Genomic DNA, 24,803 nt, shown 5'->3' with positions numbered 1-24,803 from the left:
TCCAAAGCAGGACCAGCATGTCAACACGCAAGGAAAATACAATGCGCAGTGCCATCCACGATGTCTTCGGCGATCCGGCTGCGGTCCTTTATCTGGCCGACATGCCCATGCCGGAGCCCGCCGCAGGAGACGTGCGCATTCGCACCATTCTCTCCCCCATCCACAATCACGACCTCTGGACCGTGCGCGGCGCCTATGGCTACAAGCCGGTTTTGCCTGCCATCGGCGGCAGCGAAGCGGTTGGCTTCGTCGATGCCGTGGGAGCAGGTGTCGACAAGACACTGATCGGCAAACGGGTCGTTGCAGCCGGCGTCCATGGCACCTGGGCAGAGCAATTCACGGCGCCGGCGGCAAGCCTCGTTCCGGTACCGGACGTAATCTCCGACGAAGCCGCAGCACAGCTGATCGCCATGCCGTTCAGCGCCATTTCGCTTCTGGAATCCCTCAATGTCGAGCGCGGCGACTGGATCATCCAGAATGCTGCGAATGGTGCTGTCGGCAAGACCCTGGCCATGCTGGCACACAGCCGTGGCATACACATGATCAATCTCGTTCGCCGCGACGGCGGTATCGATGAGCTATCTGCATTCGGCATCGGCAATGCCGTCTCGACCGCCGCACCAGATTGGAAGGCGACGGTGCGCGCCATGGTCGGCGATGCACCGATCCGCGCCGCAGTCGATTCCGTCGGTGGTGTTGCAAGCAACGACCTGGCAGACCTGCTGGGCGAAAACGGCCTGTTGGTTTCCTTCGGTACTGCGGCCGGCAAGCCGATGCAGATCGCCTCGAGGGCCGTCATCTTCAAACAGCTCACGATCAAGGGCTTCTGGGGCATCAAGGTCAGCGCCGCCATGCCGGCGGAAGAGCGGCGGAGGCTGATCAGCGAATTGATCACGCGCGTCGCCTCAGGCGAGGTCAAGCTGCCGGTGGAAGCCGCCTATGACATTGCGGAGATCGCGGAAGCTGTAAAATCCTCGCTGGCGCCCGGCAAGACCGGCAAGGTCCTGCTGAAACTACTATAGGTCTCCCTGTGCCATGCCGTAAGCAGCCGCCGCAGGGAGCTGGCGGCTTTACGGTATATGACTAGACCGATTGCAGCGCCTGCGAATGATTGCGCAAAAATTCGCAGAATTGCTCTTGTCCCTCTAGTTGCTAGAGGATGTACCGATGGTTCCAGTAGAAAATCTGGAACCGAAACATGACGTCGACAACACAACACAGCCGCTATCGCGTAGAGGGTATGGATTGCGCTTCATGCGCTGCGAAAATCGACACGGCCGTTCGCCGGCTGCAAGGTGTCGAGGATGTTTCCGTCTCGGTCACCGCAGGCACCATGACGGTCAAGCATCAGAGCGATCCGGACTTGCTGCCCAACATCGCGAAGCGGGTCACGGGTCTGGGCTATAAAGTTTTCCCGCTGCCGCAAGGCAATGCCGCCGCACCAAAGGTCGAAGAGATCGACCATGCCTGCGGCTGCGGGCACGATCATCATACGCACAAGTCCGATCGCCACGACCATGCGGGGCATGATGATGACCACGATCACGGCAAACATGATCATGGCGCCGCCGGACATCGACATGATCATGCCGCTCACAGCCACGCTTCGGATGAGCATGATGCCTCGGTCGCCGGTCTTCACGGTCACGATCATGGATCGACCACGGGACCATGGTGGAAATCCGCCAAGGGTCGCCTGACGATCGCAAGCGGCGTGGCGCTCGCCGCCGCCTGGGGTATCGGCAAGCTGATACCGGCATGGGACATGTGGATCTTCACTGCCGCCATGCTGGTCGGCTTAGTGCCGATCGCCCGGCGCGCCTTCATGGCCGCAAAGATGGGAACACCGTTCTCGATCGAGATGCTGATGACGATCGCGGCCGTTGGCGCCGTCATCATCGGTGCCAGCGAAGAAGCCGCTGCCGTCGTCTTCCTCTTCCTGATCGGTGAATTGCTGGAAGGTGTCGCTGCCAGCAAGGCGCGCGCCAGCATTCAGTCCCTGACGGATCTGGTGCCCAAGACCGCTCTCCTTGAAGAGAATGGCAAGGCCCGCGAAGTGCAAGCCGAAAGCCTTGCTGTCGGCGCCATCATCCTGATTCGTCCGGGCGACCGCATACCAGCCGACGGCGTGATCCTCTCCGGCGAAAGCGCTATTGATGAGGCGCCGGTCACAGGCGAAAGCACGCCGGTGCGCAAGGGGGTGGATGCAACCGTCTTTGCCGGCACGGTCAACGGTGATGCCGCCCTGCGCGTCCGCGTAACTGCGGCAGCATCCGACAACACCATCGCCCGCGTCGTCAAGCTGGTCGAGGAAGCACAGGAATCGAAGGCTCCGACGGAGCGTTTCATCGATCGCTTCTCCCGCTACTACACGCCGGGTGTCGTCGTTGTCGGCGCGCTCGTCGCCATCATTCCACCTTTATTCCTGGGCAGCAGCTGGAGCGAGTGGGTCTATAAGGGTCTGGCGATCCTGCTGATCGGTTGCCCCTGCGCCCTCGTCATCTCGACGCCTGCGGCAATCGCGGCGTCACTGTCTTCAGGCGCTCGCCGCGGCCTGTTGCTGAAGGGTGGCGCCGTACTTGAGAACATCGGCAAGGTCACCGCTATTGCCTTCGATAAGACCGGCACGCTGACTGAAGGCAAACCCAAGGTCACCGATATCGTCGGCCTCGGCATGAGCGATACGGACGTGCTGCGGCTGGCAGCCGCGCTCGAAACCGGCTCCAGCCACCCGCTCGCCCGCGCCATCCTCGACCGCGCGGCTGAAGCCGGAACGGATATCCCTCAGGTCATCGACGCCAAGGCGATCGGCGGCAAGGGCGTCAGCGGCACGGTCGATGGTGTGAATGTTTTCCTCGGATCGCCGCAGGCCGCCGCCGACCGCGCTTCATTGACCTCGGAGCAGTCTGCCCGGATCGCCGCACTCAACGATGAAGGAAAGACGGTTTCCATCATCGTTGCCGAGGGTGCGGCAGCCGGCCTGCTCGCCATGCGCGACGAACCGCGAGCCGATACGGCCGCAGGCCTTAAGGCTCTTGCCGATGCGGGCATCAAGACGATCATGCTGACGGGCGACAATCAGCGCACGGCTGAGGCGATCGGCAAGACGCTCGGCATAGAGGTTCGCGCGCAATTGCTGCCCGAAGACAAGCAGCGGATCGTCGGCGATCTGAAGCGGCAAGGCTTTCACGTCGCCAAGGTTGGCGACGGCATCAACGACGCGCCTGCACTCGCAGCAGCCGATGTCGGGATCGCCATGGGTGGCGGCACCGACGTTGCGCTGGAAACCGCGGATGCCGCCGTGCTGCATGGCCGCGTCGGAGATGTCATCGAGATGATCGATCTTTCCAAACGGACGATGAGCAATATCGGCCAGAACATCACCATCGCACTCGGCCTCAAGGGTGTGTTCCTGGTCACCACGATCGTCGGCATCACCGGACTTTGGCCGGCGATCCTCGCCGATACCGGCGCAACCGTACTGGTGACCATGAATGCGCTGCGCTTGCTCGCGCTTCGGCCTCGCCGGGTAGCCGCCTAGGCATCTATGGGCGCCGATCGACAGGTCGGCGCCTTTTCCTGTTGTCGTTCAAGCGCGAATCAAGTTTTCCGAACGGAGAGATAGCGACGCGGCGACAGGCCGAATGCCCTTCTGAACATGGCGGTGAAACTGCTGGCGCTCGCATATCCCAGGCTGTCCGCCACCTCGGCGATCGGCTTGCCCGCACTTAGATATTCAAGCGCAAGCAGCAAGCGCGCCTGCTGTCGCCAATTGGCAAACGACATGCCAGTTTCGGCATTGAACAGCCGCCTGGCCGATCGTTCGGATACTCCCGCCCGCAGCGCCAGCGCATGAAGGGTCTCCTCGCTGGCCGGTTCCTGCAGTACGGCTTCCGCGATGCGCAAAGCGCGCCGGTCCGCCGGCATAGGCAAATGCAGGCTTTCGCGTGGTGCGGCCCGAACCTCGTCCAGCAAAACGGCTGCCAGACGACGCTGCTGCGGTGAGAGCTTTTCCTCCCAGTGCCATGTCGCCGCGCGACGCACCAATGCCCGCAAAACCTCACTCACGCTCAGGACACAGGGTGTCGATGGCAATCCGGCGCTGGCGTCCGGTGTCAGCAGGATACCCCAGCCGCTCAGCACGCCGTTGATCGCCGCTTTGTGCATGACACCTGACGGAATCCAGCCCGCACGCTGCGGCGGCAAGAGCCAGGAGCCGTCTGGCGTATCGACACGGACGAGTCCGCTTTCGATGCAGAAAAGCTGCCCGCGGCCATGCGCGTGCCAATCATATTCCTGAGTGCCCAGGCGGAAAGCGCTGCCCGGTTCATCCGATCCCCAGAAGGCGATGAGCGGTGGCCCGTCGAGACGCTCGCCAATATCTTCGATGCCCATGTTCCGTTTGGCCGTTTCGCAACATTTATAGTCCGAATGTCGTTACCACGTCCCGCTCGTGGCACGCTATTCTTCCCTGACAAAATCGAAGTCGAATAGCGAATGGAATAGAAGGCCCATGCAGGACTTTCATGTCGTCATCATCGGCGCTGGCCTTGGAGGCCTGTGCCTCGCTCAGGGATTGAAGCGCACCGGCATCCGTTTTGATGTCTACGAGCGCGATCCGGCCGCCGATAGCCGCTTGCAAGGTTATCGCATCCGTATCGACAAAAGCGGACAACAAGCGCTGGCGTCATGCCTGCCGACCGCTCTGTTTGACCTCTTTCGAGCGACCGCCTCGACGAGCCCTCGATCCGCGTGCTTCCTGACCCCTCAGCTTCTGCCCGTTACCGGCCGTACGCCGATGAGCTGGGATACCGGCGAAAATGATGACGACGGCGATCTGAGTGTCAATCGCCTCACCCTTCGCGAAATCCTGTTGTCGGGGATCGAGGATCACGTTCATTTCGGCCATGCGCTTACGCGGTATCGCCGCATGGATGACGGGCGTGTCGAGGTGTATTTCGAAGGTGCCGCCTCGGTTTCCTGCAGCCTGCTCGTCGGTGCCGATGGTGTGAACTCGCAGGTACGACGCCAGTTGGCACCCTATGCCGAGCCGGTGGACACGGGCTCCATGTGTGTCTACGGCAAGAGCGAAATACCGCTGAGCGATGCTGCCGATCTGCTTGGAGACGGAACGACCGTGATCTTTGCCGATGGGTGCACGGCAATCTTCGATCTCATGCGGTTCGGCGATCACTTCCCGAACCTTGCCGCCAGTCTCGCGCCCGATTGCAAGCTGACGCCGGTCACCGATTATCTCTACTGGGCGCTGATCGGCCCCCCCCCAAAGGCTGGGACTGGAAACGTACGACCATACCCAGGATCTGCCTGTGTTGCTAAGAACCGCCATGCGCGGCTGGCATCCTGAATTGAAGCGGATCATCAGCCGGAGCAAGGCCGAAGCGGTGGCAGCGCTTCCCGTCAGAAGCGGGCGCCCCGACGCCCTTTGGCCGTTCGGTGCCATCACGCTTCTGGGCGATGCAATCCACGCGATGAGCCCTGCCGGCGGCCTCGGCGCCAACACTGCCCTCGAAGATGCCCGCATGCTGGCGCAGATCCTGGCCGAAGCCGGAAAGGAGACTAAGACCACCTGCACGGCCCTGCTGGACTACGAGACCGATATGCGCGAGCGAGCGGCTTGCGCCATCGCGTCGTCGCAACGCGGCGCCGAGATGCTGTTTGCCGCCGTGACCGATAAGATCGCCTGAGGAGACCGATATGACAATCGATACAACCAACTTCACCTTTCACGACGTTTCCCTTTGGCCGATCGTGCGCCAATCCGCTCTGGCTATCCAGCCAGGTTATTCGAAACAATGGGAGCGGGAGATGGACGCCCTGCTCGCTCTCTCGATGCCTTTCGTCGTGATCATGGAAGGCGACGAACACACCGAAGAGCACGAGGATCGCAAGGCCCGCGGCATTTGGCTGAAGAAGAACAAGACGGCGCTTGCTGCCGTTTGCAAGGCAGTCATCGGCATTGAGGCAAGCGCAATCAAGCGTGCCGCCATGCAGCTGCAGACGAGCCTTGCAACGAAGGCATTCGGCATAAGAATGGAAATCGTCGCGTCTCGGGAGGAAGCGCTGCTTCTTGCTGAGCGAATTCTCGAAGGAACGGACGCCGCGACCTCTCTCGCCTGCTGACCGAGGCTGTAGCCCAAGCTCTTCAGGACAGAAGCGAACCGGATCGGACGGGCGTAGAACCCGTCGATCCGGCATTGCGGATGTGGGGCGGCCGTAGCCCTCAGGATGCGGATCGACGCAGAAGCGCGGTCTCCTTCCAGCCAAGCTCCGGAGCGATCAGCGTCACGAAGTCATGGATGATCTGCCTATATTCCTCATCGTGGAACTCATAGGGCAGCTCCAGCCGGAATTCGCTCACATGGGGCAGGATAGGGTCCTTGCGCAGGCGCTCCAGTATCTCATCCGATGAGCCGACGACATCGCGGGCGAAAAGCGTGCGTCGTTCGCCCTGAGGCGTAAGCGTGCGCTCATAGCGGCCGGCGGCATAGTCGGTGTAGCGTTTGCGGGTAATCGCATCCGCGCTGTCGAAGGGCACAATGACCCGGCCGAGCGCCACCCGCCTCGCATCACCGCCGGACGCGCGATAGGTTTCCAGCTGACGCGATTGTGCAACGAAGAAATCGTCGGTCTGCTCGCCCGTGGTGACGTTGCCGATCAGCAGATTAAAGCCGTTGCGGCCGGCCCACTCGGCGGACCGCAACGAGCCGCCGCCATACCAGATGCGATCGATCAGCCCCTTCGCATAGGGCTGAAGCCGCGGACGCTGCGGACCGAATGGCGTCTTGATGACTGTATCCTGATTGCCGAGATAGGCGCCCCTCAGATTGTCGGCAAAGCGCAGCACCCTCTGATGGGAGAAATCGTGGCTCTCCCAATCGCCGTCGAAGGCAAGCGGCCCGATCAGATCCGCATGCAGCGGCCGGCCTGCACTGAGGCCGATGTTCAATCGTCCACGCGACAGCACATCCACGGTCGCCAGGTCCTCGGCAAGCCGATACGGACTTTCGTAGCCGATGGGAATGACCGCGGTGCCTAGCTCGATATGTCGCGTGCGCTGCGTTGCAGCCGCCAGAAAGGCACTCGCTGAGGAGATACCGGGCTCCAAATGCCGCTGGCGAACCCAGGCGCTGTTGAAACCCCTCTGCTCTCCGTATTCGAGCAATTGCAGGGTCTGTTCCAGGCCGGCTAGCGGATCCTCATCCGGATAATTGCCAGGCGTGAGAAAGCCGATATGGCTGATCGATGGGGCTTGGCGGCTCATGCGGCTGTCTCCTCAAAATTTCGGCAGGCCCGGCGGATTGGTTTCCGATTTCGGCAAGGCTTCTTCGGCAAGATGCCAATGGTCGAGGATCTTGGCGTAGGTGCCATCCTTGATCAGTCCATTCGTTGCGACGGTAAGCGCCGTCGCAAGACCACTGCCCTTGCGCGTGGTGATCGCGACATCGGAACGATCCGGCCAGCCGGCACTCAGCGTGCCCACGCGCTTGATGTTCTTGTCGCGAGCGGCAATGTAGACCAGCTGGGCGTGCGGCTGCACGATGACATCGGCGCGGCCCGAACGGAGGGCCAGAAGGCTCGCCGCCTCATCGTCGTAATATTGCAGCTCGATCGGCTTCAGACCGACTTTGACATCCTCATCGCTCCATTTCAGCAGGATGCGCTCCTGATTGGTGCCGGCACCGACGATGATGCGCAGGCCGGCAGCATCCTTCGGCTCCTTGATACTAGTGATCTTGCTGTCGTTCCCGACGAAGAAACCGTGCAGGCCCTGTCGATAGGTGGAGAAATCGAACTTCTCCTTGCGCTGCTCGGTGACGCCGACATTGGAGATCACGGCATCGTACTTGCCCGAGGTCAGCCCGAGCGGCCAGTCGATCCAGGCGACCGGGACAAGCTCGAGCTTCAGTCCGAGCGCATCGGCGACGGCATAGGCATAATCGGGATCGGCACCGACGACAGTCTTGGCGTCCGTCGCATAGGTCGCCAGCGGCGGGCCGCCTGGCGCGACCGCCACGGTGAATGTGCCTGGTGTAACGAACCTGAAATCCTTCGGAATAGCGGCAATCGCCGCTTCGTTTTTCGCCGCGTGAAGACGTCCCGGCTGTTCCGGGCTCAGATCGAAATCTTCGGCTGCCATTGCCGGAGCGAGACCGGTCAAGGCAAGCGCCACGGCGGCTGCCATCATAGTTTTGAAAGTAATGCGGATAGTCACGGAACCTGTATCTCCATTTGAGATGGATGGGAGCGGACCGGCGTGAGCCCACTGACGCCGGTTCGCCCGACCAACATTACGAACCGCTCTTCGGCAGGCCCGCAGGGTTGGTCTTGGATTGATCGACCGCTTCGGCTGTGAGGCTCCAGCGCTTAAGCGCTTCGCCATACTTGCCATCCTTGATCAGATCGTTGAGCGCGAGGGTGACGGCGTCGGCAAGGCCAGCGCCTTTTTTCGTCGTCACGGCGATTTCGGCCGTCAGCGGCCAACCGCCCGAGACGGTTCCCACAAGCTTCCTCGTGCCGTTGATGGCGGCCTTATAGGCCTGTGTCGCATTCGGATTGAATTCGACATCGGCGCGGCCGGACTGCAAGGCCAGATCGGCGGCGGCCCGGTCGTCGTAATACTGCACTTCGATGGGTTTCAGGCCGGCTGCCACATTCTGCCGGTCCCATTCCAGAATGATCTTCTCCTGATTGGTACTGGCGCCGGTGATCACCTTGAGACCCGCGACATCCTTCGGTTCCTTGATCGAGGTGATCCTGCTGTCGGCCTTCACATAGAAGCCGAGCACGTCCCTGCGATAGGTGGAAAAATCGAACTTCAGCTTGCGCTCTTCCGTGACCGTCACGTTGGAAATGACGGCATCATATTTCCCGGAGGAGACGCCGAGCGGCCAATCCTCCCAGGCGACCGGTACCAGCTCGAGCTGCAGGCCGAGGGAGTCGGCAAGCAGTTGTGCGATATCCGGATCAGCGCCTACGACAGTCTTGGCGTCGGTCGCATAGGTGGCGATCGGCGGATCCCATGGGTTGATCGCGACCGTGAACTTGCCGGGATTGACGAACTTGAAGCCCGGCGCAATCGCCTTGATTGCTGCCTCGTCCTTCTCGGCGCGAACGCGATTTGAGGTATCCGGGCTCAGGTTGAATTTTTCGGCCGCAATCGTCGGCGTCCCACTCATCGCTGCCACCGTCAGCACGCCGGCAACGAGATATTTTGCTCTCTCAATGAATGCCATTTCCCTTCTCCTTTTCAATTATAAGTTGTCTTCATTGTTGCAATGATCGGGACGCCGCTACGTCAGAGCGTCGAATGCCTGCCTGCGGCTGCTAGAGAACCTTGGCGAGGAAAGCGCGCGTACGCGGATGTCTCGCATCGTTGAGGATCTGTGGTGGGCCGACCTCAATAACGTGGCCGCCTTCCATAAAGACGACGCTATCAGCGACCTCGCGCGCAAAGCCGATCTCGTGGGTGACGATGACGAGCGTCGTGCCGGTACGCGCAAGCTCCTTGATAACATCGAGCACTTCGCCGACTAGCTCTGGATCGAGTGCAGAGGTCGGCTCGTCGAAGAGAAGAACCTTCGGCCGCAGCGCCAGCGCGCGGGCTATGGCGACACGCTGTTGCTGGCCGCCGGAGAGCTGGCGGGGATAGGCATCGACCTTGTCGCTGAGCCCGACCCGGGCGAGAAGCTCCTGCGCGAAGGCCGTCGCTTCGTCGCGGCTCACCCCGCGCACTTGGATCGGTGCCTCGATAATGTTTTCTAAAACAGTGAGATGCGGGAACAAGTTAAAGTTCTGAAAGACCATGCCGATGTCGGTCCGGCGCTTCAGAATGTCCTTTTCCTTGAGCTCATAGAGCACCTCGCCCTTCTGTGTGTAACCGACAAGCTCGCCGTCGACGGAAATGAAGCCGCTGTCGACGCGTTCCAGATGATTGATGGCGCGCAGCAGCGTCGATTTTCCCGAGCCCGACGGGCCGATAATGGCTGTGACGCTGCCTGCCGGCAGGCTGAGCTCGACATCGTCCAGGACCTTCAGCGTGCCGAAGCTCTTCGAAATGCCGTGGATGCGCACGGCACCACCCCTGGCACGAAGATCCGTCACGCTCCGAAAAGCGGCGAGTGCCCCGGGGTCCGATCTGGTGTCTGGCGCGGCGGCAGGCAGCGGTCGCTGGAAACGTTTGAAGAATGCCTGGAATGGCAAGGGCGTCGGATTGCGCACCGCACCCTTGGAGAAATAGCGCTCGATATAATGCTGTGCGATCGACAGCACCGTCATGATGACGAGATACCAGACGGTCGCCACCATCAGGAGCGGAATGACTTCCAGATTTCGGCGATAGATGACCTGTACCGTGTAGAAGAGTTCCGGCAGGGCGAGCACGTAGACCATGGAGGTGCTCTTGGCGAGGCCGATGATCTCGTTGAACCCCGTGGGCAGGATGGAGCGCATCGCCTGCGGCAGGACGATGCGGAACGCCTGGCGGCGGCGAGACAGGCCGAGGGATGCAGCCGCTTCCAGCTGACCTTGATCGACCGACAGAATGCCGCCACGCACGATTTCAGCAAAGAAAGCGGATTGGTTCAGCGTCAGGCCAAGAAAAGCCGCGGCAAACGGCGTCAGCAGCTGTGTGGTCGGATAATCGAACAGGACCTTGTCGGTGAACGGAACGCCTATGGTAATAGTTTCATATAGATAGCCGAGATTGTTGAGAACCAGCAGCAGCACGATCATCGGGATCGAACGCAACAGCCAGATATAGCCCCAGGAGAGGCTCGCAAGCAGCGGCGACTTCGATACGCGCGCCAGCGCCAACGCCGTTCCGAGGATGGAACCCGACACCGCCGCAAGCGCCGTCAGCAGCAACGTCCTGCCAAGGCCAACCAGCACCGGCTCCGCGAAGAACCACTCGGCGAAGACACCCCAGCCCCAGCGCGGATTGGTGAAGGTGGAATAAAGGACGACCGCTATGACGAGTGCGGCAAATATCGTACCCGCCGTACGTCCAGGGTGCCTCGCGGGCACGATGCGGTAACGCGAATAGTCAGTCTTCGTCTCGGCGGCTCCAGTATCTCGATCGACACCCGCAAAATCCGTTGTCAGCGCCATGATGCTTACCCCTTATGATTGTCGTTGATCCGCCATGCGTTACCGGCCGGCGGCTGCCAGGCGCTGCTGCGAGCCCGAGGCTTCGGCGATATAGGCCAGAGCCAAATGGCTGATATCCTTCTCGAAAGGCAGGCTCTTGTAGACTTCCGGATCGACGGAGGTATCGAACAGGGCTGTGTAGCCGTTGTTGAGATAAAGACCGACCGCCTCGGGTTGGCGAAAGCCGGTGGTCAGGTAGATGCGACTATAGCCCTGCCGCGCCGCCTGCGCCTCCAGTTCGACCAGAAGCCTGCGCGCCAATCCCTGACGACGAAGATCGTGCCGCGTCCAAATCCGTTTGAATTCGGCGGTTTGGTCGTCATAGTGCTTGAAAGCGCCGCCGCCGATCGTCTCCCCGTTTCGGAGTAGGAGCAGAAAATTGCCATGCGGCGGCGCGAAGGCCTCCGGCGGATAGCGGTTGAGTTCGGCAACCGCCCCTTCCGCATTGAAATAGTTGCCGTAGCGGCTGTCGTATTCATGGATCAGCTCGTCGATCAGCGGCTTGGCGCGCGGGTCCAATGTGGTCGTATAAAGAAACGTGTCGCTCATGTCGTTCGTCACCCGTTGTCATTCGCGAGGAAAGCTTCGGCGAGCCGCACCCAGTAGCGGGCTGCCGGCGCGATGATGGCGTCGTTGAAATCGTAGCGGGCGCTATGCAGCGGTGCGCTGTCGCCATTGCCGACGAAGAGGTAGCTCCCGGGCTTGGCCTGCAGCAGGAAGGCAAAGTCTTCGCTCGCAGTCCGCGGCCGGAAATCCGCCTCGACGGCAGCACTTCCAAGCGCCTGCAAGGCGACATTGCGGGCGAATTCTGTCTCTTCGGCATGATTGACGAGTGCAGGAAAACCGAGACGGTAATCGACTTCAGCCACAGCGCCGAAGCTCTCCGCCTGCGCGCGCGCGAGCGCTGGAATCCGCTCCTGCAATCTGGTTCGGACGGTCTCATTGTAGGCGCGCATGGTCAGCTTCATCTCCACGCTTTCCGGGATGACGTTCGAAGCCGAACCGGCATGAATGGAGCCGACCGTTGCGACCGCCATTTCCTGAGGATCGATATTGCGCGAGACGACGCTTTGCAGGGCCGTAATGAATGAGGCTGAAGCCAGCACCGGATCGACCGCACGATGCGGCTCGGCACCATGCCCGCCCTTTCCGACGATGTTGATGACCGCCTTGTCGACGGAGGCCATTGCCGGTCCGGTCACGAAGCCGAATTGACCGGTCGGGACACCGGGCCAATTGTGCAGTCCGAAGACCGCATCGACCGGAAACCGATCGAAAAGTCCTTCCAACAGCATCTTGCGCGCGCCGGCGCCAATCTCCTCAGCCGGCTGAAAGATCAACCGCAGCGTGCCGCTTAAATTGGCGCTTTCTGCAAGGTAACGAGCAGCAGCGAGCAGGATCGACGTATGTCCGTCGTGGCCGCAGGCGTGCATGACGCCGGGATTGCTGCTGGCATAGTCAAGTCCGGTTGCTTCTTCAATGGGCAGCGCATCCATATCGGCACGAATGCCGAGGCTGCGCTGCCCATCGCCCCGCTTAAGGGTTGCGACCACGCCGGTCCCGGCTATGCCCGTTGCTACCTCGTAACCCCAGTCGGCAAGCAACGAAGCGACCTTCTTGGATGTGCGGTGCTCCTGAAAGGCGAGTTCGGGATATTGATGCAGGTCATGTCTCAGCGCGATGATCTCGTCCAGGTAGGCGGCAATCCCTGTTTCGATTTGATCGGTGACCGAAGCGGGCTTGATGATGGCGTTCATGATGATCGTCCTGGCTCAGGCGCCGATGGCCTTTGCGGGTGCAATGTTCGGAGCCTCTGTCGCGTAACGGCTCTCGCGATACGGCAAGCCCAGATGATCTCGCAGCGTCTCCCCCTTCAACGCCGGATCGAAATAGCCGCGCTCCGTCAGGATTGGCAGAACATGCCTGGAGAAATCGTCGAAGCCTTCGCCGATGACAGGGAAACCGAGGATGAAGCCATCCGCGCCTTCTTCATTCACCCAGCGGATGATCTCATTGGCGATGTGCTCGGCCGTGCCGATAAAGGAGGTTCGCGGCGTGGCAGCATCGAGCGCCACTTCGCGCAAGGTGAGCCCCTTCTCCCGCGCGGTCTTCTTGATGCGATCCGTCGTCGCGCGGAAGTTGTTGCGGCCGATATCGCCGAGATCGGGAAACGGCTCATCCAGGGGATAGGCGCTGAAATCGTGGTGATCGAAGAAGCGGCCGAGATAGGCCAATGCCTCCTCGATGGTGACGAGATTGCGGATCGCCTGGTACTTGGCTTCCGCCTCCTCCTGTGTCGCGCCGACGATCGGCCCGATGCCTGGGAAGATGCCGACATCTGCGGCATTGCGGCCATGCGCGATTGCGCTCTGCTTCACCTGCTTGTAGAAGGTCTTCGCATCTTCCAGCGGTCCGCCATTGGTGAAGACGGCATCGGCATGTTTGCCCGCGAGCCGGATACCGGAATCGGAGGCGCCCGCCTGGAATACCACCGGCTGCCCCTGCTTGGAGCGGCCGATATTGAGGGGGCCTTCGATGCGGAAGAACCGACCCTTGTGGTTCAGGCGATGCAGCTTGGATTTGTCGGCGTAGACGCCGGTCTCACGGTCGCGCACGAAGGCATCGTCATCCCAGGAGTCCCATAGCCCCTTGATCGCATCGAGATACTCATCGGCGATCTCGTATCGCAGCTCGTGCTCGGGATGTTCGCGGCTATAGTTGCGGCCAGAGCCTTCGAGCGGAGACGTCACGGCGTTCCAGCCGGCGCGGCCGCCGCTGATGAGATCGAGCGAGGCAAATTGCCGGGCGATGGTAAAGGGATCGCTGTAAGAGGTCGAAACCGTGCCCACCAGGCCGAGCTTCGTCGTAAAAGCGGCAAGTGCCGACAGAATGGTCAGCGGCTCGAAGCGATTGAGGAAATGCGGGATCGACTGCTCGTTGATATAGAGTCCGTCCGCGACGAAAGCGAAGGCGATGCCGGCCTCTTCGGCCTTGCGGGCCGTCTTGACGAAGAAGTTCAGATTGGTGCTGGCATCGGCCGGAACGCTCGGATGCTTCCAGGCATTCATGTGGCCGCCCGGGCCTTGCAGCATGATACCGAAGGTAACGTGTTTTTGAGCCATGATGATCCTCCTGGGACAGGCCGTTCAGGCAACGAGGGAAAGGCGCTCTTTGGCGAGCAATTCTATGGAGTTGAGGCGTTCGGCCGCGGTCAGCGCCGGGGTGTCGAGCACGAACTCCTCGACGCCGTAGCGACGGTGGAGCGCGTCGAGCTCGCCGCGAATCTGCGCCGCCGTGCCATGCAATACGCTCGGCGCCTTCTCTTCGGTCCGGAACTCCGAGAAGCCCGCCTGACGCGCAAACTCTGCCGCCTGCTCCTGCGTGCCGACATTGACGCTCTGGCCATTGGGCAGGAAGAGCTTGACGATGCGCAGTTGACCGACGCGCTCTCGGGCATGGGCTTCGCTTTCCGCAGCAAAGGCTGCGAGCGCCAGGATCGGCACCTTGCCGCCGCTGGCATGGCTATAGGCTTCGAAGGTCTTCTGCAGGTTTTCCGGATCGCCGTTCAGATGGCCGGCAAACACCAGCCGCCAGCCCTTCTCCGCGGCGAGCTTCGCGCTATCGACACTGGCGCCGAGAAGGAAGCGCTCCGGCGCGCGCGGCGGAAACGGTGTCGCCAGCGCGCCATCGGAATGAGGGTCGGCCGCGAGATAGGTGTTGATGTCGGAAAGCTGCTCGGCAAAGTCAGGCTTCTTTTCGGGATCGAAGGCCCGCTGCAATGCGCGCGTCGAGAGCGGAAACCCACCCGGCGCCTTGCCGACACCGAGATCAACGCGTCCCGGCGCCAGCGACGCCAGGAGATTGAAGGTTTCTGCGACCTTATAGGCGCTGTAATGCTGCAGCATGACGCCGCCGGAACCGACACGGATCCTCGAAGTCCGGGCAAGAAGATGAGCGATCAGGACTTCCGGAGCCGAACTTGCGAGGTTCGCCATATTGTGATGCTCGGCGACCCAGAAGCGATGATAGCCGAGTTCCTCGGCCCGGATGGCCAAGCGAGCCGTGGCGCCGAGCGCATCGGTGGCGCCAAGCCCCTGTTCGATCGGGCTCTTGTCAAGAAGACTGAGAAGATAAGTCATGCCGTTCATCCATGTTTGCGCCCGATGCCGATCATGAAGCGCTATAGTCTATAAAAAACATAGATTTTAAGTTATTTAAGAAACAGCTTTCCTTTTCTTTCCCCGGATGCGGAAAAAATCAGCAGCGACCGACAGCGGCATCGATGGGTGCCGCTGCAGGTTCCAATGACAGGATCGAGCGCCTGTTGAGACTACGCCTGCTCAGAGGAGAGCACAGCGTCGAGCCGCAAAAACCCGTGGATCACCGATCATTTTGACCGGCTGTTACGCCTCTCACGACGCAAAGAGGGCGCAATCGAGAGCGATTGAACGCAATAGATTGCCAAAACCGGCAAATCAGTTCACCTTTCATCTATGCCCGATATCGCACGACCATTCGTGACCGATGATGATCCCGACCGGGACATCCGCTGCCAGGACGCGCTGCAAGCCGCTTTTCGAGAGTTGCTGAGTGCCGCGACCCTGGCGGGATGGTCGGAACGTGAAGTCGCCTTGGCGATTGCTGAGCTCGCGGACAAGCATTTGCTCTCGCTTGAGACCCATGACAACACCGACGCCCTCATCGCACTGTTGCGGCGAATGACTTAACGAGCCCCCCAACTGCGGGAGGATCGATCGTTGCGGTACTCAATGCATGCCGCCGCCGCCACCCTCCTTGAGATCGACATTGCTCAGGATCAGCGCAAGCGGAATGGCGCAGAGCACGACCAGCATCAGCACATGGAATACATCGATATAGGCGAGGAAGCTCGCCTGGGTCTGCACCTGCTGCCCCATCCAGGCCGTCGCCTGCGCCTGGGCATCCGCCATGGTTGCACCTTTCTCGGCAAAATAACGCGTCATAGTTCGCAGCGTCTCCTGATAGGCCGGTGAGGGAGGCGTGACATGCTCCACCAGGCGGCTCTGGTGCCACTGCTCGCGATGCGCCAGGACATTTGACGCGATACAAACGCCGATGGAGCCGCCAATGTTGCGCGCAGCATTGATCATGGCCGACGCCTGATTGGTCTGTTCAGGCCTCAAACCGTAGTAGGAGGCAGAGGTGATGGGAATGAAGATCAGCGGCAGACCAAGCCCGATATAGAGACGAGACCAGACGAAAAAGCTGAAGTTCAGACCGGGATAGAGCCGCGTCAGCTGCCACATGGACATCGCAATGATCGCCGCACCGATGGCGATCAGATACTTCGGCTGAACCAAGGAATTCACCCGGCCGGCAACGAACATCATGACCATGGTCACAAGCCCGCCTGGCGAAAGTGCGAGCCCCGCCCAGGTCGCCGTATATCCGTAGTTCTGCTGCACGACCTCGGGGATGAACTGCGTCGTCGCGATCAGGATTGCGCCGGTTGCCATCATCACGATGAAACAGGAACCGAATTGCCGGGTGCCGAGCAGCCATCCGTCGATGATCGGGTCAGCCTTCGTCAGAACCCACGGAATTGCTGCCAGGAAGGCGAGAACGCATATGACGACCATGACGATGATGAAGTCGGAGCCGAACCAGTCATCGGTCTGCCCCCGATCCAGGATGAGTTCCAGGGAGCCGAGAAAGGTTGCCACCAGCAGAAAGCCGATGAGATCGAAACGCACTCCCTTCCGGCGGAATTCCTCGCGCATATTCCTCGTCTTCGGAGTCTCCTTCAACAGCACATAGACGAGCACGAAGGCGAATATGCCGACGGGACCATTGATGAGGAAGCACCAGTGCCAGGAGAGGTTGTCGGAGAGATAACCGCCCAAGGTCGGTCCGATGACCGGCGCGACGACCACGGCGACACCGAAGAGCGCAAAAGCCTGACCACGTTTTGCTGGCGGGAAGGCATCGGCAAGGATCGCCTGCGAGGTCGGCACCATGCCGCCGCCGGCAAAACCCTGTATAACGCGGAAAATCAACAGCGCCTGGAGATTCCACGATAGACCGCACAGAACGGAAGCGATCGTGAATGTCACCAGGCACAGGAGATAGAACCGACGGCGTCCGAACCGTTCGGCGAAATAGCTGCTGGCAACCAGCACGATGGCGTTGGAAACGAGATAGGTCGTGACCACCCAGGAGGCTTCGTCGGAGCTGACGGCGAGGCCGCCTGAAATGTAGCGCAGCGCCACGTTGGCAATCGTGGTGTCGAGCACTTCCATGAAGGTTGCCAGCGACACTACGATGGCAATCAGCCAGGGATTCGTGACTTGCGCGGATGATTCTTCTCTTCCACCCGCCGCTGTGCCTGCACCGCTCATCTCGCTCAGCTCCTCGGGCGTACCGTCACTGTCGGCACCACGGACATGCCGGGGCCGATTGCAACATCATCGGGCCATCTGTCGACGATGATCTTGACCGGCACGCGCTGCGTGACCTTAACGTAATTGCCGGTCGCGTTTTCTGCTGGCAACAGCGAAAAGGCAGTGCCAGAGCCCGGCTGAACCGAGGCCACCTTTCCGTGGAGCGTGTGATTGGGATAGGCATCGATCGTGATGTCCACCGGCTGGCCTGGCCGCATGTCGGTGAGCTGCGTCTCCTTGAAGTTCGCCGTGATCCAGACCTCGTCGGGAACGAATGTCGAGATCGCCTGCCCTGCTTCGACATACTGCCCCTTGGCGCCGGTAAGGCGTACGATGCGCCCCGGCTGAGCCGCCGTGATCGTCGTGTAACTAAGGTTCTGCTGCGCTTCTTCGGCCTGTGCCTGCGCCTGCTTGAGGCTTGCGAGCGCACTGGATTTCTGCGCTTCGGCAACGGCTTTGTTCTTCAGCGCCGAGGTAATATTCGCCTGCATCTGGGCAAGGCTTGCCTGATCCTGCTGCAGGGTTGCCGTAGCCTGTTGCACGGCCTGCACGCTGCCGGAGCCGGTCTTGACCAGTTGCTGCTGCCGATTGGATTCCTGCTGTGCAAATTGCAGAGCGGCGGTGGCGGAATTCTGTTGCGCCCTGGCGACGTCGACGGCGGCGCTCGCCGCCTCGATCTGCGCGCCGGCGCTGTCGACCGACGCCTTTGCCACCTCTACCTGCCCGTTCGCCTGATCGAGCGCGATCTGATAGTCACGCGGATCGATCCTCAAGATGACATCGCCGGCTTTGACGGACTGGTTATCGGTCACCGGAACCTCGGCAACATAGCCGGATACTTTGGCAGCAACCGAAAAGCTGCGCGCATCGACAAAGGCATCATCCGTCGACTCATAGGGATAGAAATATATCTTCCAGACGAACCATGCGGCTACGATCAGTGCGAGCAACACGACGATGCCGAGCAGAATGGAGAGGGGATGACGGCGAATGAAGGATGCGCGCTTTTCAGCCGGTGCATCATTTTCGCGGCCGGCGTCATCAACAGGCTGCTCTTTCAGCCGATCCGGCTTGGTTTCCGCAATATTAGGTTGATTGTCAGCCATAACATGACCTTTGCTTGCTGTTCTGCGGGTTGTGTCTGGAGAAAATGGTCAGTGCCGCAGAAAACTCCGGATCTTTTTGAGATCCCGAATGAAGGTGAGCTTGTTCTTTTCCCTCTCATCCGCCTCCCTGATCCGCAGGAGCGCCGAGGGATGAATGGTCACCAGAACATCGAGTTTTCCCGACGGATGCAGGATCTGGCCGCGGTCGCGCATGACCCTGACTTTAGAGCCGAGCAGCGAGGATACGGCCGTCGCCCCAAGTGCGACGACCAGTTTCGGCTTTAGCAATTCGAGTTCTGCTCCCAGCCACCAGGCACAGCGCTGCACCTCGCCGGCATTGGGCCTGGCATGCAATCGCTTCTTGCCGCGCATCTGATATTTGAAATGCTTCACGGCGTTGGTGACATAACAACGGTCCCGATCCACGCCTGCTTCCTCAAGGCATTCATCAAGAAGCCGGCCGGCCGGTCCGACAAAAGGCCTGCCGGCCACATCCTCCTTGTCGCCCGGTTGTTCGCCGACCAGCACGATGTCTGCCCGGGCCGGCCCTTCGCCGAACACCAGATGAGTGGCGTTGCGATAGAGATCGCACCGTGTGCAGGATCGAGCATCCTCATGCAGCTCATCAAGTGTCTCTGCATCGGCATGCTCATAGCTGAGCGATGGGCCTGCGCCGGCCGAAGGAAATCTATCGAGCATTGGGGGGCTCGCTATGGTTCCAGATTCTATGACGATCAACTAATCGTCCTTCTGTTTGTTCCATGCGGGATGCTCATCACGTGGGAACCCCCTCCCCTGGTGCTCGTTAAGACAATGAGACCACGAGAACGGAGAACCCGCCATGAATAGCGAACGAAAAACCGGCTCCTTTGCATTGACCGCATTTTTCGACGACGAATATGACGCGGAAGCTGCAGCCGAGGCGTTGATGGAAGCCGGTATCCCGAAGGACGCAATCACCATGACACCGGGCAACCGGCCAGATACCTCACCGACCGATCACATGGGCTTTCTGGATGCGTTGACGGGCATCTTCTTTCACGAGGAGCAGCGTGCCGCCTATGCAGCCGCCCTCGAACGAGGTGGAACGCTCGTCACGGTGCAGGAAATGAATGAGGCGCAGCATAATATCGCCCTGCCGATTCTGGCGGAAAAAGGCCAGATCGATCTCAACGAGCGCGAAAGCACCAGTTAGGCCGGCAGGCTTTCGCTTTGCTATGGGAATGACCGCTCTCGAGCAGAGTTCAGGATTTTGACGCGTTCCTGAACGTCGATATCCATGTCGGCTTCGCTCCGCCGGAAAGATGCTAACCTTGTCGTCTTCGTCCATTTAGACAAACAATTCCTATTATAGTCTATAAAAATAGTTTGCTATTTCTATCGATCCTGCCCCCGATTTGGCTAGGCTCTGTCCATTCCATTCAGGGAGCCGCCGGAAAATCTGATCCGGCCAAGGGGACTAGTCATGAAATTCAACACACTGATCGCTGCGGCCGTCTTGGGTCTCGCCAGCATTTCCATGGCGGCCGGCGCGGCCGCTGCCGACAAGAAGGTCGTCGTCGCCTATCAGACGGATGCCCTTCCCTCCTCTGTCGCGATCGCCAATGGCGATTTCGCAAAGGAGACGGGCTATGAGATCGACTTCCGCAAGTTCAATTCCGGAGCGGAGATCTTCGCAGCCATCGCATCCGGCGATGTCCAGATCGGTTATGTCGGCTCAAGCCCGTTTGCCGCTGCTGCTTCACGCGGACTCGAGGTGAAGGCCTTTTACCTCTCGTCCATCTCGGGCGTCGATGAAGCTCTGGTGGTGCGCAATGGCTCGGGCATCAACACACTCGCCGATCTGAAGGGCAAGAAACTCGCGGCGGCACCCGTTTCCACTGACCACTATCAGCTGCTCGCCCTCATCAAGTCCCTTGGCCTGAGCGAAAAGGACGTACAGGTCTTTGCTGTCCCGCAGCCTGAAATCGTCGCAAGCTACAATCGCGGCGATATCGACGGCGGCTTCGTCTGGGATCCGGCGCTCACCGAGCTGAAGAAGAACGGCAAGGTGCTGGTGACATCCAAGGACGTCGCCGACAAGGGCGCTCCGACATTTTCCGCCTGGGTCGCAACCTCGAAATTCGCAGCAGACAATCCGCAATTCCTGAAGGCCTATGCCTCGGTGATCAACAAATACTACGCCTCGTTCGCCGCCGACAAGGCTGCCTGGGGACCGGACAGCGACAACGCCAAGGCGCTCGCCAAGCTTCTGGGCGGCACGGCAGAGCAGCAGGCGGCAGCGCTCAAGAACCTCACTCTGCTGACGCCCGACGTGCAGGCATCGGCCGCCTGGCTCGGTGGCGGCGATCAGTCCGGCGCGGCAAAAATCCTCAAGGACACGGCAGCCTTCCTGAAGAGCCAGGGAAAAGTCTCCGAGGTTCTGCCGAACTACGGCGCATTCGTCACTTCCGACGCGCTCGTCAGCGCAAGTAACTGATCCTCCTTGGCGTCGGCGCGCTTGTCGCGCCGGCGTCGCAACATCGAGAGAGCTTATGCTTCAAGTCGACCATGCAAGCGTCTTCTTTGCAGCGCGTGACGGCAGAACCGTTCATGCGCTTGACCGCGTTTCCTTCAACATTCCGGAGCGGGGCATCGTCGTAGCGCTCGGTGCGTCCGGCTGCGGCAAATCCACCCTGCTCAATGCCATCGCCGGCTTCCTGCCGTTGTCGGAGGGGAAGATCACGCTCGATGGAAGGCCTGTTTCCGGTCCTGGTGCCGATCGCGGTGTCGTCTTCCAGAAGGATTCGCTGCTGCCATGGAAATCCGTGATCGACAATGTGGCTCTCGGCCTGCAATTTGCCGGACTGGGCAAACGGGAACGCCGGGATCGCGCATCGGAACTGCTGCGGCTTGTCGGCTTGACCGACTTTGCCAATGCCCTGCCCTACGAACTGTCGGGCGGCATGCGCCAGCGCGTCGGCATTGCCCGGGCACTTGCCACCGAGCCGGATATCCTGCTGATGGACGAACCATTCGGCGCTCTCGACAGCCTGACGCGCGAGCAGATGCAGGAGCTGCTGGTTTCCATCTGGGCCAGAACCGACAAGCGCATTTTCTTCATTACCCACTCAATCGAGGAGGCGCTTTTTCTCGGAACGGAGGTTCTCGTCATGTCTCCGAGGCCCGGGCGTGTCGTTGCGCGTTTCGAACTCGATTTCGTACATCGGTTTGCCGCCAGCGGCGATACGAAGGCGATCGTCTCGTCGCCTGAATTCAGCAGCCTTCGGGAAGAAATTCGCGCTATTCTCCACAGCGCCGACAACATCAGGAGCGTGGCATGAGTGACATCATTGAAACGCGCCCGATTACCGTTCCTCAAAGGGAAGCGCAACCGAAGCTGGTTCGCATCCCGAGTTTCGGCGTCGGCGAGAAACCCACCATTGCCATCAGCATCTCGACTGCGATCGTCTGCCTCGCATTGTGGTGGCTCGTCGCAAAGCTCGGTCTGGTGTCACACCTCTTCCTGCCTCGCCCCGATGAAGTGCTGACGCAGATCGGCGTCGTCTATCGCGACGGATATGCCGGGGCCTCGCTTTCCGAACATATATTGGCAAGCCTGTTCCGCATCGTCGTCGCCGCAGCCATCGCGATCGGGGTTGGCATTCCCGTCGGTCTGCTGATGGGGCTCAACCGCTGGGCAAAGGGAATTTTAGATACGCCGATCGAATTCTATTGGCCGCTGCCGCCCCTTTCCTATCTGCCGCTGATGATCATATGGCTTGGGATCGGCGAGACCTCGAAGATCACCCTTCTCGTGCTCGCCATGTTCGCGCCGATTTGCCTGTCCGCCCAAGCCGGTGTCCGTTCGCTGCCGCTGGAGCGGGTCAATGCCGCACGGTCTCTCGGCGCGAACCGGCTGCAGCTTTTCTTCAACGTCGTTCTGCCTTCGGCCCTGCCGGAAATCCTGACCGGTATCCGGATCGCTTTCGGTATCGGCTGGGGAACGCTGGTGGCGGCCGAACTCATCGCTTCGACCCGCGGCATTGGCTTCATGATCATGTCGGCATCGCAGTTCCTTGCCACCGACGTCGTCTTCGTCGGAATCGGCATCATTGCGGTCTGCGCCTTCGCCTTCTCGACCGCCGTCCGCATTCTCGAAGCCGTGCTCGTCCCTTGGAAAGGCAAGCTTTAGACGCAAGGGAGGTGAGCCGAGCATTGATAACGGCTCTGCCCACCACAAATCCCATATCAATACAGACAGACCGACAGGCACAGGCATGAGCGATAGCAGCGAATTTCTCTGGTACATCCCCAACGACGTCAAGCCGGGCCATCGTGGCGATTCCGCAGTCGAGAACCACAACAGCCTGGAAACGCTCACGAGCCATGCAAAGGCACTCGAAGATCACGGCTGGAAGGGCGCATTGATCGGCACCGGCTGGGGCCGACCCGACACCTTCACCGTCGCGGCCGCACTTGCTGCGCGCACCACCAGCTTCGAGCCGCTCATCGCAATCCGCCCCGGCTACTGGCACCCGGCACACTTCGCCTCCGCTGCTGCCACGCTGGATCAGCTGAGCAGCGGCCGGGTGCGCATCAACATCGTTTCCGGCAAGGACAATCTTGCCGCCTATGGCGACAGCGAGGGCGATCAAGCCCACCGCTATGGCCGCACCAAGGAATTCATGCGGCTCACCCGCAGGCTCTGGACCGAAGAGAATGTCACCTATGAGGGAGAACACTTTCGCGTCAGCGAATCCACGGCTGCGCCGCGCATCAAGCCGCGCGGTGAACGTCTGCATCCCAGGCTCTATTTCGGCGGCGCTTCGGATGCTGCAGAACGCGTTTCCGCCACGGAGGCAGATGTTCAGCTTTTCTGGGGCGAGCCACTCGCCGACATTGCTGAGCGAATAAGCCGGCTTAAGGCATTCAGCAGAGATCTTGATCGCGATCTGCCGCCACTGGAATTCGGGCTGCGCATTACGACGCTGGTGCGCGACACGACGGAGCAGGCCTGGACCGATGCCGAGGCGAAAGTCGCGGAGATGGCTGAGAATAAGGGCGTCGGCTGGAATGATCATCGGCAATCGATCGCAGTGGGCCAGAAACGACTGTTCGATCTCGCAGCGCGCGGCGACGTGCTTGACGACAATCTCTATACCGCCCCGGGCAAGTTCGGCGGCGGCGGTGCCGGCACAACCTGGCTGGTCGGCTCGCCAGAGGATGTCGCCCGCTCCCTGCGCAAGTACCGCGACCTCGGCATTACGCATTTCGTTCTTTCGGACACACCATACCTCTCGGAAATAAAGCGGCAAGGTGAGCAACTGCTGCCGCTGTTGAGCGCCTGAAGGCGTGGCGCGACGAGCCAGTTGAGACACGGGAATTTCGATTTCACGGCTGGCCGGGATCGGCCGCCGGGGTTTCATAACCTCTTTGAATTATTTATAGTCGAGGCTAAACATCATTACACGACTCTTAATCAAGAGGGAGATGAGCCGCCTTGACAAAATTGCCTGCCGCCCCGGAAAGCCGTCTTTCTTCGACCGAGATCGAGACGCATGCCGAGGCCTTTCAGAAAAGCCGCGACGATCGACGTACGGAATTGATGGAGGATTACGTCGAGCTCATCGCCGATCTGATAGAGCATGCTGGCGAAGCGCGCCAGACCGATATTGCGCAAAGACTGGGAGTAACGCAGCCGACGGTTGCAAAAATGCTCAAGCGGCTCGCGGAGGAAAACCTGATCACGCAGCGCCCCTATCGTGGCGTGTTCCTGACTGAAGAAGGGCACCGCCTGGCCGTGGCAACCCGCCGGCGCCATGAGATCGTCGAGGCCGTTCTTTGCCGCCTCGGCGTCGACCCTGATACGGCAAGGAATGATGCCGAGGGCATCGAACACCATGTCAGCGAAAAGACCCTCGAAGCCTTCGAGCGTTTTTTGAAGACATGACTGCCCCCAATACATCGGATCAATCCGATAGCGATCGCGCCAGAGAGCCATTTGGGGCACAGTTTTGACAAGAATGAGTTGAAAAGAAGCGGACAGTGATTGTCCGGCTTGACCCGCTACCTGATATCAACACAAGGTTTACGAATGCTCGCTAAGCAGAACTTGGCGAACTGCCGGCCT

Annotated in this window: 24 protein-coding genes; 12 read left to right on the top strand and 12 right to left on the bottom strand. The window is 60.5% G+C overall.

Annotated elements, in window-relative coordinates; genetic code table 11:
- Window positions 1-41 precede the first annotated feature (41 nt).
- Window positions 42-1,022, top strand: a complete 981-nt coding sequence (locus I8E17_RS22630; RefSeq protein WP_069614455.1) for a zinc-binding dehydrogenase — start codon at window positions 42-44, stop codon at window positions 1,020-1,022.
- Window positions 1,023-1,198: 176 nt separating this feature from the next.
- The gene (locus tag I8E17_RS22625; RefSeq protein WP_069614456.1) at window positions 1,199-3,541 is read left to right on the top strand and encodes a heavy metal translocating P-type ATPase; all 2,343 of its coding nucleotides are present in this window, start codon (window positions 1,199-1,201) and stop codon (window positions 3,539-3,541) included.
- A 59-nt stretch (window positions 3,542-3,600) separates the two neighbouring features.
- Here I8E17_RS22625 and I8E17_RS22620 read toward each other — a convergent pair whose 3' ends face one another.
- Window positions 3,601-4,395: a helix-turn-helix transcriptional regulator gene (locus I8E17_RS22620; protein WP_069614457.1), complete on the bottom strand. Its 795-nt coding sequence runs from the start codon at window positions 4,393-4,395 to the stop codon at window positions 3,601-3,603.
- 118 nt (window positions 4,396-4,513) lie between these two features.
- Between I8E17_RS22620 and I8E17_RS22615 the strand changes: the two genes are divergently transcribed.
- From I8E17_RS22615 to I8E17_RS22605, 3 genes are read left to right on the top strand one after another with little or no spacing between them, the layout of a single operon-like run.
- Entirely contained in the window at window positions 4,514-5,365 is an 852-nt protein-coding gene (locus tag I8E17_RS22615) for an NAD(P)-binding protein (RefSeq protein WP_229002185.1), read from the top strand.
- A complete protein-coding gene (locus I8E17_RS22610) occupies window positions 5,328-5,705 on the top strand; it encodes an FAD-dependent monooxygenase (protein ID WP_229002184.1) in 378 nt (125 codons plus the stop codon). The genes I8E17_RS22615 and I8E17_RS22610 overlap by 38 nt, the downstream gene beginning before the upstream one ends.
- Before the next feature lie 10 nt (window positions 5,706-5,715).
- Window positions 5,716-6,141 carry a hypothetical protein gene (locus I8E17_RS22605; RefSeq protein ID WP_219511610.1) on the top strand — a complete coding sequence of 142 codons (426 nt, stop codon included), beginning with the start codon at window positions 5,716-5,718 and terminating at the stop codon, window positions 6,139-6,141.
- 100 nt (window positions 6,142-6,241) lie between these two features.
- Here I8E17_RS22605 and I8E17_RS22600 read toward each other — a convergent pair whose 3' ends face one another.
- The 8 genes from I8E17_RS22600 to I8E17_RS22560 all read right to left on the bottom strand — a co-directional run bounded on the left by I8E17_RS22600 (window position 6,242) and on the right by I8E17_RS22560 (window position 15,305).
- Window positions 6,242-7,282 (bottom strand): LLM class flavin-dependent oxidoreductase, encoded by a 1,041-nt coding sequence (locus tag I8E17_RS22600; protein WP_069614460.1) that lies wholly within the window; start codon window positions 7,280-7,282, stop codon window positions 6,242-6,244.
- A gap of 12 nt (window positions 7,283-7,294) precedes the next feature.
- Window positions 7,295-8,206: an ABC transporter substrate-binding protein gene (locus I8E17_RS22595; RefSeq protein WP_069614461.1), complete on the bottom strand. Its 912-nt coding sequence runs from the start codon at window positions 8,204-8,206 to the stop codon at window positions 7,295-7,297.
- A 103-nt stretch (window positions 8,207-8,309) separates the two neighbouring features.
- Window positions 8,310-9,254, bottom strand: coding sequence for an ABC transporter substrate-binding protein (locus I8E17_RS22590; RefSeq protein ID WP_113366314.1), 945 nt, complete (start codon window positions 9,252-9,254; stop codon window positions 8,310-8,312).
- 91 nt (window positions 9,255-9,345) lie between these two features.
- Complete coding sequence (locus I8E17_RS35365) at window positions 9,346-11,127, bottom strand: amino acid ABC transporter permease/ATP-binding protein (protein ID WP_083258270.1); 1,782 nt, start codon at window positions 11,125-11,127, stop codon at window positions 9,346-9,348.
- A 39-nt stretch (window positions 11,128-11,166) separates the two neighbouring features.
- Window positions 11,167-11,727 (bottom strand): GNAT family N-acetyltransferase, encoded by a 561-nt coding sequence (locus I8E17_RS22575; protein WP_069614463.1) that lies wholly within the window; start codon window positions 11,725-11,727, stop codon window positions 11,167-11,169.
- The gene (locus I8E17_RS22570; RefSeq protein WP_069614464.1) at window positions 11,724-12,923 is read right to left on the bottom strand and encodes a M20 aminoacylase family protein; all 1,200 of its coding nucleotides are present in this window, start codon (window positions 12,921-12,923) and stop codon (window positions 11,724-11,726) included. Before I8E17_RS22570 ends, I8E17_RS22575 begins: the two co-directional genes overlap by 4 nt.
- Before the next feature lie 15 nt (window positions 12,924-12,938).
- A complete protein-coding gene (locus tag I8E17_RS22565; protein ID WP_069614465.1) occupies window positions 12,939-14,288 on the bottom strand; it encodes an LLM class flavin-dependent oxidoreductase in 1,350 nt (449 codons plus the stop codon).
- A gap of 24 nt (window positions 14,289-14,312) precedes the next feature.
- A complete protein-coding gene (locus I8E17_RS22560) occupies window positions 14,313-15,305 on the bottom strand; it encodes an LLM class flavin-dependent oxidoreductase (RefSeq protein ID WP_069614733.1) in 993 nt (330 codons plus the stop codon).
- Window positions 15,306-15,683: 378 nt separating this feature from the next.
- Here I8E17_RS22560 and I8E17_RS22555 point away from each other — a divergent pair, with 378 nt between their 5' ends.
- Window positions 15,684-15,893, top strand: a complete 210-nt coding sequence (locus tag I8E17_RS22555) for a hypothetical protein (protein WP_229002183.1) — start codon at window positions 15,684-15,686, stop codon at window positions 15,891-15,893.
- 39 nt (window positions 15,894-15,932) lie between these two features.
- Here I8E17_RS22555 and I8E17_RS22550 read toward each other — a convergent pair whose 3' ends face one another.
- The 3 genes from I8E17_RS22550 to I8E17_RS22540 are packed head-to-tail and all read right to left on the bottom strand — an operon-like array spanning window position 15,933 to window position 19,390.
- Window positions 15,933-17,543: a DHA2 family efflux MFS transporter permease subunit gene (locus I8E17_RS22550; RefSeq protein WP_069614467.1), complete on the bottom strand. Its 1,611-nt coding sequence runs from the start codon at window positions 17,541-17,543 to the stop codon at window positions 15,933-15,935.
- 5 nt (window positions 17,544-17,548) lie between these two features.
- Window positions 17,549-18,691: an HlyD family secretion protein gene (locus I8E17_RS22545; protein ID WP_083258271.1), complete on the bottom strand. Its 1,143-nt coding sequence runs from the start codon at window positions 18,689-18,691 to the stop codon at window positions 17,549-17,551.
- Window positions 18,692-18,739: 48 nt separating this feature from the next.
- A complete protein-coding gene (locus I8E17_RS22540) occupies window positions 18,740-19,390 on the bottom strand; it encodes a UdgX family uracil-DNA binding protein (protein WP_069614468.1) in 651 nt (216 codons plus the stop codon).
- 142 nt (window positions 19,391-19,532) lie between these two features.
- On the opposite strand from I8E17_RS22540, the gene I8E17_RS22535 reads away from it, so the two are divergent.
- The 6 genes from I8E17_RS22535 to mntR all read left to right on the top strand — a co-directional run bounded on the left by I8E17_RS22535 (window position 19,533) and on the right by mntR (window position 24,623).
- Window positions 19,533-19,886 carry a hypothetical protein gene (locus I8E17_RS22535; protein WP_069614469.1) on the top strand — a complete coding sequence of 118 codons (354 nt, stop codon included), beginning with the start codon at window positions 19,533-19,535 and terminating at the stop codon, window positions 19,884-19,886.
- 270 nt (window positions 19,887-20,156) lie between these two features.
- The gene (gene tauA / locus I8E17_RS22530) at window positions 20,157-21,170 is read left to right on the top strand and encodes a taurine ABC transporter substrate-binding protein (protein WP_069614470.1); all 1,014 of its coding nucleotides are present in this window, start codon (window positions 20,157-20,159) and stop codon (window positions 21,168-21,170) included.
- A 55-nt stretch (window positions 21,171-21,225) separates the two neighbouring features.
- A complete protein-coding gene (locus I8E17_RS22525) occupies window positions 21,226-22,014 on the top strand; it encodes an ABC transporter ATP-binding protein (RefSeq protein WP_069614471.1) in 789 nt (262 codons plus the stop codon).
- Window positions 22,011-22,865, top strand: a complete 855-nt coding sequence (locus I8E17_RS22520) for an ABC transporter permease subunit (RefSeq protein ID WP_069614472.1) — start codon at window positions 22,011-22,013, stop codon at window positions 22,863-22,865. Before I8E17_RS22525 ends, I8E17_RS22520 begins: the two co-directional genes overlap by 4 nt.
- An 85-nt stretch (window positions 22,866-22,950) precedes the next feature.
- A complete protein-coding gene (locus I8E17_RS22515) occupies window positions 22,951-24,021 on the top strand; it encodes an LLM class flavin-dependent oxidoreductase (RefSeq protein WP_069614473.1) in 1,071 nt (356 codons plus the stop codon).
- A 152-nt stretch (window positions 24,022-24,173) separates the two neighbouring features.
- Entirely contained in the window at window positions 24,174-24,623 is a 450-nt protein-coding gene (gene mntR, locus I8E17_RS22510) for a manganese-binding transcriptional regulator MntR (protein ID WP_069614474.1), read from the top strand.
- Window positions 24,624-24,803 lie beyond the last annotated feature (180 nt).

Source organism: Rhizobium sp. AB2/73 (assembly GCF_020871915.1).
Classification (GTDB): domain Bacteria; phylum Pseudomonadota; class Alphaproteobacteria; order Rhizobiales; family Rhizobiaceae; genus Rhizobium; species Rhizobium dioscoreae.
The sequence above is the reverse complement of the archived record's forward strand: the minus strand, read 5'-3'. Positions and strand labels throughout refer to the sequence as shown.